We start from the raw sequence: 11880 nt of genomic DNA on the forward strand, positions 1-11880 counted from the left end.
CCCAAGCCTTGCGACTAGGGGCGTCTGAAACGCGGTTCCACCCTAATTTATTACTTCATTGTTTTTAAAAATACGACAGAAAGCGCCAGTTTCTTACCTTGTCCTACTTGGCTCCCACTATCCCAAGCTCGCTTGAAGAACGCCATAAGACTTTCTTTCCTAGCTAGTATTATAGCAGTTTTTCTAGCTAGTGTAAACCAAAAATGAGTCTGAAAACAAAGTTCCAGACTCATTTAATAGTAAAGCTTCAGAAACTCCTGTTTAAGGATGTCTTCTTGCTTTTGGTTTTTTGCCATGTAGATTTCTCTTGGCTTGTTTCAATGCTGTAATGGCATCTTTGACATCTTCTTGGCTCGCTCCTGGATCATTCAAGAGTTCCTGTGCTTCTTTAAAGACTAGAAGATAAGCAGCTTTTTCTTTCTTATCTGCGTAGATAAATCTCGCGTTCTTTTCTTGGAAAAGGCGTTCATCTTTGACCAGTTTCTTTAGACTAGAGAAGTCTGTAGCTTTGCCATTCAATTTACTTTTAGCTGTTGCTAGGGCAATGAGAGATTGGTCAATTTGATCCTGTTTGACTTTAGGGTCCACAGCGAGTAAGGCGATTTCTTGGAAGGTACGATCATAAGCTCGGCGTACTTTTTCCTTGGCATTAGCATATCGTCCAGTTTTAGTCGTTGCATAGTAAGCTTTCATAGCTTCTTTCAAGGCTGCCACGTTCGAATCTTTTCCATCCAAAGCCTTACCAGCAGCTTCAAGACTAGCTAGAACTCCATCAATCAATTCTTGTTTCAACTTGCTTGACAAGGCTGACCGCGCCACTTGGAAAGCTTGGTCATAAGCTTTTCTCTTATCTGCACTACTATTAAAGTAACGAGACGTTTCTACCAGTTCTTTTTGTTGATTTACCACGGCAATCAAGGCCAACTTAGACACGACAGATAGACGCAAGGCATTATTTCGACCTGGCTGAACGAGCAAGGAAACGAGATCTTCAAGGAGTTCATATCCAGTTGGCAAGGTGACTTGTACAGTATAACGACCTGTAGCAACTTTCTTACCAAAGGCGTATTGACCGTATTTTTCAGCAGGAAGAGTGATACTTGTCCCATCTTCACCTTTCAGAACCACTGTAGTCGTCTTTGGAACGGCTTGATTGAAGAAAACAGACACTGGTGCATATTCTAAGAGATTTGCTAGGAAGGTAATGGTTTGGAAACTATTTTCTTCCGTCAAGTCAAACTCTTGGGATAAGGCACTGATAAATTTCAATTCTGTTCGGTCATAACTGAAAATTTCTGCTGTATAATGACCAAACTGTAAGAAATGAATCGCTTTTGTCTTGTCAACATCAACATATTGCCCCTTGCTATTTTTGATTCGATAGACGTAGAGGGTATCAATATCTTGGTTTGTTTTTGCATCCTTCAAGGCAATTTTCACTCGACCACTATTTTTATCGCGCACAAGTTCGGCAAGCGAGATATAGTCGACATTTCCTGCATAGTCCTCTACAAGATAGTAAATATTAGCCTTGTCAACATCCTTAGGAAGTGTATAACTACCGTCAGCATTGGCCTTAATCAGATGGGTGTTCTCAAGCGCACGAGTTCCAGACTGGTCTTTCCCAGTTAGAACCATGGTCCCTTTTTGGTCAAATGGTGTGATATAGAAGACTTTTTCTGAAAGAATACCACCTTGACCCACATCTTTTGGTTTGCGAGCTACAAATTCTTGGTTTCCATCTTTAAAGCGAATATAACCACTTGTGATGACAGGTTTTTGAGTATCAATTTGAATTTTAAAGGTCGTGTATTGTTCTTTGGCACCTGGAACGTCTGGTGTATAACTGATAACATAGTCATATAAACCATCCGCTACGGTATTGCCATTAAAATCCTGACCTCTCCAAGCAGTATTATCTAGAATATAACTCTTCAGATTTCTACTGTCTCCATCAAAATAATTCTTACGGAGATCCTTTGCATCGCCCTCCCAAATAGGATGTTCATGCTTGGTATCTGTAGCCGCATAAACTGTAGCGCGAAGATTTACAAGATTTCTCAAAGCAACCGTTTTGTATTCAACTAGGTCTTTGTTTCCATCATCGTTTGGAGAAATAGCAATACGGACATTCCCTTTTTCGTCCAACTGAAGAACATGCTTACCTTCAGCATTTTGTTCGATTCCAAGAACGGTAATTCGTCGTCCTTGGCGTTGACCTTGAGAAACTAGAAGGTCATTTTGCAAGGTTGCGAGATAGGTGGCATCATTAGAGTAGTTAACGGCAGGATTTTCCTTGTCTACTTCTGTGTAAAATCCATTTTTCCCTTCTCGAACAAGGTTGTAAATTGGTTTTTCGACAGCGGGGAGATTTTGGAATTCACCTCGGAAGCCCATAAATGCAAGACTCACAATATCCCCATCATCTGCTGGATCTACAAATCGAACAAAACCTTCAAGGAAATAGCCATTTGGCATTTGTTTGCTGAGTTCAGCAGCAAATTTTCGAGCATCCACTTTAACAGTGACTGTTTGACTGCTGTGGGCTTTGACCGTCACTTCAGGCCAGACTGTCTCCGTTAGTTTTCGAGGTCGAAGGGTGAATTTCCCATCTTGGACCTCGTCTGTATTGGTATTCACTACCATCTTGAGAGTACGGTCAGTATCTGAAATATTGTGTACAGTGACCTTGAAAGTAAATTGATCTCCAACATTTCCTAAAGTCACACTTGGATAACCATTTTCACCCGTTACATAGAGGTCGGTTGAAACTGCAGCAGCTGTATCCACAATACCAGAACCTTGCTGACGAGGAGAGGTATAAGTGCCTGTATCCTTATTAACATGTGGTTTTGCAGTTGACATGATCAAGGCCTTGACAGTTTCTGATACTTGCTCAGAAGTCAATTCTGGATGGTGTTTTTGAAGGTATTCCTTAACCAGAACTGCAACACCCGTAACGTGAGGAGCCGCCATACTGGTGCCGCTGATACTACCGTAAGTATTGTCATTAAAGGATGAGTAGATATTGCCTCCAGGAGCTGTCACGTCTGGTTTCAATTGTCCATCGGTAGTCACTCCCCAACTTGAAAAGTCAGATAGCTGATTGGCTACATCAGAAGGGCGATTATCCATCTTGTCATTAAAAACAATCTTATATTTTCCTGATTTTAAGGCTTCACCATACTGTTTAGAAATAAATACAGAAGGAATTTTCTTTGCTTCATCATCAATAGCCATATTGATGTTTGCGCCCTCTACATTATTGTAGATCAAAGCACCAACTGCACCGTGTTTTCGTGCATTTTTGATCTTCTCTGAAAAGTTCATAGCTCCACGCTGAATGAGGGCAAGTTTCCCAGTTAAATCCAACTTCGCAAAGTCTTCTTCACGACCTAACCCTGCTTCGACATATTCATACTCTTTTCCCTTTTCAAAGTCCTTATCTGCCTCAGGTTGATTATAATCAAATTTTCCGTTATGAAGGCCGGCATTTCCCTCTAGACCTTTGACTTCAAAAACCGCTGTTGTCAATGTTTTGTTGTTGACAGAAGCAACTGAAATCGAATCCTCAACAGTGGATGGATTTCCAACCAAGCCATAGTCTGGGTTTTCAGCTAATGGTTTTGAATAACCATTTCCGAATGTATTGCTATTTCCTGCTGAGATAAGAACAGAAACTCCCTTGGCACGAGCCCGTTTGATGGCATCCACGATATCGGAACCAGCATCTACCATAGAACCAGTGCTAGAGCCTAAACTCATATTAATGGCATCTGCTCCCAAGGCAACCGCGTCATCAATCGCCTTTACATAAAGGGCAGAACTGGTCGTTTTTTGGCGATCTGAAAAGACACGCATAAACATGACTTGGGCTTCTGGCGCAACACCATAGACCTTTTCACCATTTGGTGCTTCTTTATCAGGGTTTCCAGCTGCAATCCCTGTTACGTGCATCCCATGAGAAGTTCTTTCTGCTTCTTTGATCTTATCTGTTCCGTCAAAGTAATCGTAGGCATAGACAACCTTATCGCTATACCATTTACCGTAGTCGATTCCAGCAGCCTTTTTAGCTGCTTCGATGGCTTCCTTGTTTTTAAATTTTGCTTTTGACGGATCCGAAATTCGAAGAACCTCATGATTCAAATCAAGCCCAGAGTCAATAATGGCAACAACAGTCCCCGTCCCCTTGTAACCAGCCTTCCAAGTTTTTGGTACTGTGATGATATCATTACTTGAAAGACTATTGGGTTTTGCAGACTCAGCTTTTTCTTGTTCTTTTTCAGTAGTTGCCGTTTCTCCAGTAGTTTTAGGAGCTGTCGTTGCTTGAGTCTCTTTTTTCTCTATTGTAGAAGCCTTCTCAGTAGCAGGCGCTGGACTGGTAGCGACTGTTGTTTCTTTTTGGACGACACCTTGATTTTCTTCTTTTGCAACTGCGCTATCTTTTCCTGATTCTTGGGCTTCAGCAGTTTTATCAACCGGAGCATCTACCTTAGCACCTTGTTTACTAGCATCCTCTTTAGAAGTTTCAGCTTCTTGTTTCTCTCCAACTACTGGTGCTATCCCATTAGTATTGATTTGGTCAGTTGAAGAGTTTGAGTGTTTATCGTCTTTTAGCTCTGTCTTGATTTCCTGAGTTTGGGCTTGATTTTCACCCGTACTCTGCTCATTGGCACTGACTTGACTTGCTCCAAAAACCAAAGCAGTTCCCAATAAAACTGAAGCAAGACCAAATTTGTATTTCCGTAATGAAAAACGTTGTCGTCTATTCATAAATAATCTCCTTTTTCTTTAAAGTATACCTATTATAACGCAAATAATCATAAATTTTCATAAAAATCTGAATTGTCACAAAAATGTAATATTTACGTATGTATTTTGCTTATTTGATTTTATCATTCGTGTTATTTGTTCTATCAAACCAATACTTTCTAAATTCGTTCCTATATTTCAATCTATAAAATTATTTTATTATACAAACAATTTGGATTTTTTATACACAAAAAGACTAGGATTTAAAATTCCTAGTCTTTGTTATTTCGGTATAAATAGATTTCACAAACTAAAAATCCATCTCATCCACACGAGGTGCGCCCGAAGTCACTGAAATTGTCTTTAAAACTTCTCGCTCGTCATTGCTGAGTTCAATTCCAAAACAGTCAAGATTGCTCTGGATGCGAGAGGCTGTCACTGACTTAGGTAGAGGTAAAAATCCTTCTGCCAAACTCCAAGCCAAGGCGATTTGAGCCACTGATTTCCCATGCTTAGTAGCAATTTCTTGGACTTCTTTCTTGTCAAACAACTCTCCTTGGCCAAAAGGTCCCCAAGCCTCTAAGAGAATTCCTTTCTCTCTACAGTAGTCAACCACTTCCTCTTGATAAACTCCTGGTGCCAAGCGTACCTGATTGACCGCCGGGATGATTCTTGCTGTCTCAAGCAAGGCATCCAAATGATGGGGGAGGAAGTTACTAACGCCGATGGCACGGATTTTGCCTTCTTGGTAAAGATCCTCCATCGCTCTCCAGACTTCAGCATTGCGAGTTTTCCATTCGCCATTTTCTCTTAGTGGTTTTGGATTTGGCCAATGGATAAGGTACAAATCTAGATAATCCAATCCCAGTTTTTCCATTGATTCTTCAAATGCTTGGCGTGCTTCATCATAGCTGTGATTGGTATTCCAGAGTTTGGTCGTTACAAAAATTTCTTGTCTTGGAATACCGCTATCTCGAATAGCACGACCAACACTTTCCTCATTTTTATAGATAGCTGCAGTATCGATATGACGATAGCCAGCCTTTAAGGCTTCTAAAACGGCTTGGTAGGCTACCTCTCCATTTTCAGCTTTCCATGTTCCAAATCCTAGTACAGGAATTGAAACTCCATTATTAAGGGTGTAAGATTTCATCGTTTTTCCTTTCTATGTGAAGAAAATCTAAAGAAACAAAATCCTGATTATCAGAACACTTGCTCCTTTAGATTTTAACAATTATTGATCACGATCATAATAGATCTCGTGAGCCTTCAAGCGAGAATTGAGCAATTCAGGAACGGTCACAAATGTATACCCTTCACCCTTTAGATACTCAATGACACTTGGTAGAGAATTAACAGAAGGACCATGGATATCATGCATGAGAATGATAGAACCATTGCGAACCTGGCGCTGTATCTCTGTCAAAATGGCTGTCTCGTTTTTACTCTTCCAGTCCAAACTATCCACGTCCCACATGATGAAGCTTAAATCAAGGCCGTTTCGAATATCATCAGTGATGGCACCATAAGGTGGGCGCATCAGTTTAGAGCTTGATCCTAAAACTTGAGTTAACAGATCTTCTGTATCAGTGATTTGCTTTTTAGCATCTTCGAGCGAAAGTTGTGAAAGAACGGGATGACTCCAGCTGTGGTTTCCTACAACATGACCTTCAGACTTCATCCGTTTAAGGATGTCTTCATTACCAGCGATGTTTTTACCAAGTACAAAGAAGGTCGCTTTTACTTTGTACTTAGCTAATGTATCCAAAGCTTGTGTAGTTGTAGACGGATTTGGACCATCATCAAAGGTCAGTGCTACAACTTTTTTGTCTTTTTGTGCAAAGTAAGCTTGATAGAGTTCAGCATCTTTTTCTAATAGATAAGAGGACTCCAAAACATCAAAGAAACTGGATATGGGTAGAGCAATTTCCTCAACAGTCTCTCCAGGATTAGCAGGATAAAGGATGATTTGACTATCCTTATAATCAAAGCTCCAAGATGTCAATTCTTGGTCTGTGAAGCTCTTTATAACTTGATCAATTTTTGCCTGGTCAAGTTTCTTATCTTCTAGAGTTGTTTTGATTTGAGTCAGTAAGAGTTCCTTAGCCTTGCTAGCATCTTTGAAGAGTTTGCTAATGTCAAAATCTTTCCCATCTTCAGTCAAGAAAATTTTCCCTAAGGAAGTCTTTTCTTTTTCTTCAACCTTTGATGCAGACAAATCGTAGACTTGCTTACTGATACTACGAGCAACAACTCCCTTTAAGACTGGGTCCAACTGCTCACTATAATAAAAGACCAAATCCTCTTTATCTTCCAGCTTTTCTTTGATATCCTGGTTGATTTTTTCTCTAATAGACGCAATGACTTCCTCTCCTTGCAGAGGGTAGTAGGCAATCACCTCAGCTTGACCTTTTCGGAAATGGTCCTTCTGACTACCTGAGTTGAATTGCTGGTCCTTTTCGCTTTTTAGCGCTTCAATTTTTTGTTCGTAAGATTGTTTTTGTAGTAGCTTATAACCAATAGCACTCCCTAATAGAATCGTAGCAATTCCTAAGATTCCAACAAGGGAAAGCAATAGCCTTCTCGTTTTATCGTGAGAAACACGTTTCGCTCTATTTTTTTTCATATTTCCATCATATCAAATCGAGGCTATTATTTCAATGATAAACAGGGATTCTGTCTTTTTTTAGGAAAATAAAAAAGCTTAGAAATCTTCTAAGCTTCTATTTTTAAAAACGAATCGCTTCACGTGTTTTCTCATATGAAGTTACAAAACGGTTTGTAACCCCTGGTTCAGCAACTTCCAAGGCTTGTGAAATTTTTTCAAATGATGCCTGGTAGTCAAACTCTTTTTCAAAAATTTCAAGCGCTTCGTTGAAGGCCTCTTGGATACGCTCATCAAATGAACGGTAACGGTTTGAGTATTGGAGTAGTTGCTCCGTCAAGGTTGCATATTGAACGATATCATAGGTTTCTGTTTCAAGTGCTTCCATATCATTTGTTGCAATTTCAAGAATTCGTTTAACCGATTCAATATTCACTTGTGGTTGTTCTAACTCTGCCATCAAATCTTCTGTGTTATGACTTGCAGTAAAGAAAAGTTTCAAGAAACTTTGAGGAATACCTGGCAAGTTTCTCTTCTCCATGTAACGTTTGATAGTATGCAAACGGTTCACATAGACATTTGCTTTTTGGCGAGCATTGAGGTCGTCTTTTTCAATTTGCGCAAGTCGTTCGCTAACAGAGATTTGCTCATCCTCTATATCCTTGAGGTTGCTTTGAAGCATTTCCAACTGTTCTTCAAGAGCAGAGTAGGCTTGTGTTGACTCACCTTGATCCTCTGTCACTTCCATGATTGCCGTATCAAGTGCAGCCAATTCTGCTTGAAGACGACGAACATGATTGCCATCACTTTCAGGAAGAAGGTAGGTTTTAGTCAAGCGTTCAAGATCTTGAACAAGCACCTGATTATTTTCTTTCAAGTGGTTGAGATAAGTTGGTAATGTAGCAAGAAGACTTTCAACTACTTTTTGAGCTGCAATTTCACGAGTGAAGATATCATAAAGGGCGTTGATTTCTTCTTGGATGCGATTATTTTCATACTCTGCATTGTCCAATTCCAACTGACGAATATTTTCTTGATTATTTTTCAGAGATTCATGCAAAAGTTGGAAACGAGACTCAATATCTGTTTCTGTAAAGTGGTAGTTGGCATCCAACAGCTTGCGATAGCCTTCTTCCAAATCTGCTAATTGTTCTGGCAGTTCCTTTGTCAAGGTTTCAACAAGAGCTGGAATTCGCTCAACGATGTGTGTCAAAGCGAGAATATGATTTTCAGTTGAATCAAGAATTGCTGCCGCTTCAACCGGGTCACCTGATGAATTTAGGGTAACAAATTGAGAGAATTCAGATTGGATGTTTTCCAATTGTTTCTCAATCTCAGGAAGGGCCTTACCATATTTCTCTGAATCTTCTGCAACAGTATGTTGAAGGGATTCAAACAAGTCCAAGGCATGAAGGACACGACCACTGTTCTTAGATTCTTGCTTTTCAAGTTCAGAAAGGGCATTGCGAATAGCTGCAATATCTTCTTCAATCAAGCCGATCTGGCTCTCAATTTGATCAAGTTTGTGTGTTGCCTTAAAGAAACGGAAAGAATTGTTATAGCTTTCAGCTTCAAAGAGGTGATTTTCGATATCAGCAAATGAGTTCAGAGATAAATCAACCCATTTTTGGTTCCATTCACGGAAGGTCACCTGACTTTGACCAATCAAGTGCATGTTTTTAACGGCTTCAACCTCATCATTTACAGGAAGGTTGTAGAGTTCTTCTTTTCTTTCTTCAAGGGCCGTTAATCTGCTTACATTACGCTTACGTAAAAAGATGGCTGTTACATAAGCTAAGATCAGAATGACTGCAATCGCAACCATTAGATAAATTAGTTGTCCATTAGACATATCAAACTCCTTTTATACTAGAAACAATCGTAATGATTATATCATATTTTTTAAACCAAGGGAACTATTTCCCACACTTTTTAGACGTCAAGTGTACTGTAAACAGCGTTTTCTTCGATAAATTCGCGACGAGGTTCTACTCGATCCCCCATCAACATATCAAAGATTTTATCTGCTTCGGCAGCATCATCTACCGAAACACGCGCCATCAAGCGATGTTCAGGATCCATGGTTGTTTCCCACAATTGGTGGTCATCCATTTCTCCCAAACCTTTATAACGTTGGATGGTTGGTTTTGAACGCCCTTCACTGTGACGTGCTAAGGCTTCTTGGAGTTTAATTTCTTGATCTGCACCAGGTTGAATGTATTCTTTGATCTCACTTCCCACTTTAACCCCATAAATCGGTGGTTGGGCAATATAGACATAACCAGCCTCTAAGATTGGTTTCATATAGCGATAAATCAAGGTAAGCAGGAGTGTTCGAATGTGGGCTCCATCAACATCGGCATCGGTCATCAAAACGAGTTTTTGGTAACGAGCCTTAGTGACATCAAATTCTGCACCAAATCCTGTTCCCATGGCTGTGAAAAGGCTCCGAATTTCTTCGTTGGCAAGAATTTTATCCATGCTTGCTTTTTCAACATTCAAGATTTTACCACGAATTGGCAAGATAGCTTGGAATTCACGGTTACGACCAGATTTGGCTGATCCACCAGCTGAGTCTCCTTCGACGATGAAGAGTTCGGTTTCAGCAGGGTTGTTAGAAGAACAGTCTGCTAGCTTTCCTGGCAAATTGGAAATTTCCAAACCAGATTTCTTGCGTGTGACTTCACGCGCACGCTTGGCAGCTACACGAGCCTTGGCAGCCAAGATTCCTTTTTCCACGATACGCTTAGCAATCTGTGGATTTTCCATGAGGAAATCAGAGAAGGCATCGCTGAAAAGGCGATTGGTAATCTTGACTACTTCACTATTCCCCAGTTTGGTCTTGGTTTGTCCTTCAAACTGCGGGTTTGGATGCTTAACTGAGATAACTGCAGTCAAGCCTTCACGGACATCTTCCCCCGTTAGGTTATCTTCATTGTCTTTTAGCAGTTTATTCTTGCGGGCATAATCATTGATAACACGTGTCAGCGCTGTACGGAAACCTTGCTCATGCGTACCACCTTCATGGGTGTGAATGTTATTGGCGAAACTCATGACGTTTTCGTGGTAACCGGTTGTGTACTGCATGGCTACTTCAACTGTGATATCATCCATCTCACCGTCTGTGTAGATTGGTGTATCAAAGATAACATCCTTGTTCTCGTTGATATATTCAACGTAGCTAGCAATCCCACCCTCATAGTGGTAATGTTTAGTCTGTTCAAGACCTTCACGCTTATCTGTGATGGAGATTCGAAGGCCTCGGTTCAAAAAGGCTAGTTCTTGAATACGTTTGTTTAATTTATCAAAATCAAAAGTTGTTGTTTCTGTAAAAATCTCTGGATCTGGTGTGAAGTGAACTGTTGTTCCCGTTTTATCCGTATCTCCAACCACCTCAAGATCAGCAACAACATGACCACGACGGTATTCTTGGTAATGAATCTTACCGTTTTTATGGACATGAACATCTAGTTGAGTTGAAAGAGCATTTACTACTGATGAACCTACACCGTGCAATCCACCTGAAACCTTGTATCCGCCACCGCCGAATTTTCCTCCAGCGTGAAGAACTGTAAAGACGGTCTCAACAGCGGGACGTCCTGTTTTTTCCTGAATATCAACAGGAATTCCACGCCCATCATCCACAACGGTGATGGAATTATCAGGCTCTATAAAGACTTGGATGTGACTGGCAAATCCAGCTAGGGCTTCGTCAATTGAGTTATCAACGATTTCCCATACTAGATGGTGAAGACCTTCTTTTGAAGTCGATCCAATATACATACCTGGACGCATACGAACAGCTTCAAGTCCCTCCAAAACTTGAATTTGACTGGCATCATAATCTTGTGCCTGTTGATTTTTGATTTCTTCTGTCATTTTTTCCCTTTTCTTACATGTCTATTGCTTGTCTCAATGTCGCAACGTTATTAAAAAGATAGGCATCTAAGCCAGCAGCTTTACCTGCTTCTACATCAATATTTCTGTCACCAATGACTAAACCAGATGTAATATGATATTTATCACGTAAATAAATCATGGACTCAGGATCTGGTTTCCGTTTAAAGCCAGAACTGGCAGTCACCACCTCAGTGAAGTAGTTCGCTATCTGGGTCTTAGCAAGAAGTTCTAGCACTTGGTCATTTCGATGAGAAACCAAGAAATGGCGACCACCCTTGTCCGAAATGTCTTTGAGTAATTCTGGAATTCCCTCAAACAAAACTGGATGCTCTAGCTCACGCGCCTCATTTTCTTTGTAGTTCTCTAAAAAAACCTCGATATCTGGTGCAAACTTCTCGATGGCAAAAGCTGTCGAAACCTTCAAGGCTTCGTAGACGCGGTCGTGTTCTTGCTCTATTCCGTATTGGGCTAAGGTTTCTACAAAGGCTGCTGTAGAAGTCTCATAATTATCCAATAGGGTACCACCTAAATCCCATATATAGTCGTGATATTTCATACCCTTCATTATACCATTTTTTTATGAAAAAAGCGATGATTTCCTAGATTTTTCGGCTCTATAATTT

Annotated in this window: 6 protein-coding genes; all 6 read right to left on the reverse strand. The window is 40.4% G+C overall.

Translation table 11 applies throughout. The features are described from left to right. Positions 1-261 precede the first annotated feature (261 nt). Positions 262-4773, reverse strand: a complete 4512-nt coding sequence (locus B7714_RS07465) for a S8 family serine peptidase (protein WP_084860126.1) — start codon at positions 4771-4773, stop codon at positions 262-264. Between the two features lie 289 nt (positions 4774-5062). After that, complete coding sequence (locus B7714_RS07470; RefSeq protein ID WP_084860127.1) at positions 5063-5905, reverse strand: aldo/keto reductase; 843 nt, start codon at positions 5903-5905, stop codon at positions 5063-5065. Between the two features lie 81 nt (positions 5906-5986). Continuing rightward, positions 5987-7378 carry a peptidoglycan-N-acetylglucosamine deacetylase PgdA gene (pgdA, locus tag B7714_RS07475; RefSeq protein WP_084860128.1) on the reverse strand — a complete coding sequence of 464 codons (1392 nt, stop codon included), beginning with the start codon at positions 7376-7378 and terminating at the stop codon, positions 5987-5989. Positions 7379-7481: 103 nt separating this feature from the next. Continuing rightward, positions 7482-9209, reverse strand: coding sequence for a septation ring formation regulator EzrA (gene ezrA, locus B7714_RS07480; RefSeq protein WP_084860129.1), 1728 nt, complete (start codon positions 9207-9209; stop codon positions 7482-7484). Between the two features lie 80 nt (positions 9210-9289). After that, positions 9290-11236 (reverse strand): DNA topoisomerase (ATP-hydrolyzing) subunit B, encoded by a 1947-nt coding sequence (gene gyrB, locus B7714_RS07485; RefSeq protein ID WP_000134070.1) that lies wholly within the window; start codon positions 11234-11236, stop codon positions 9290-9292. Between the two features lie 13 nt (positions 11237-11249). Continuing rightward, positions 11250-11813: an HAD-IA family hydrolase gene (locus B7714_RS07490; RefSeq protein ID WP_025169033.1), complete on the reverse strand. Its 564-nt coding sequence runs from the start codon at positions 11811-11813 to the stop codon at positions 11250-11252. Positions 11814-11880: the final 67 nt, after the last annotated feature.

This window comes from Streptococcus oralis subsp. oralis (genome assembly GCF_002096595.1).
GTDB classification, from domain to species: domain Bacteria; phylum Bacillota; class Bacilli; order Lactobacillales; family Streptococcaceae; genus Streptococcus; species Streptococcus oralis_D.

Bases quoted from the DNA above. Each gene is read 5' to 3' on its own strand.
- pgdA (WP_084860128.1), bottom strand. From the start codon at position 7,378: ATGAAAAAAAATAGAGCGAAACGTGTTTCTCACGATAAAACGAGAAGG.
- ezrA (WP_084860129.1), bottom strand. From the start codon at position 9,209: ATGTCTAATGGACAACTAATTTATCTAATGGTTGCGATTGCAGTCATT.
- B7714_RS07465 (WP_084860126.1), bottom strand. From the start codon at position 4,773: ATGAATAGACGACAACGTTTTTCATTACGGAAATACAAATTTGGTCTT.
- gyrB (WP_000134070.1), bottom strand. From the start codon at position 11,236: ATGACAGAAGAAATCAAAAATCAACAGGCACAAGATTATGATGCCAGT.
- B7714_RS07490 (WP_025169033.1), bottom strand. From the start codon at position 11,813: ATGAAATATCACGACTATATATGGGATTTAGGTGGTACCCTATTGGAT.
- B7714_RS07470 (WP_084860127.1), bottom strand. From the start codon at position 5,905: ATGAAATCTTACACCCTTAATAATGGAGTTTCAATTCCTGTACTAGGA.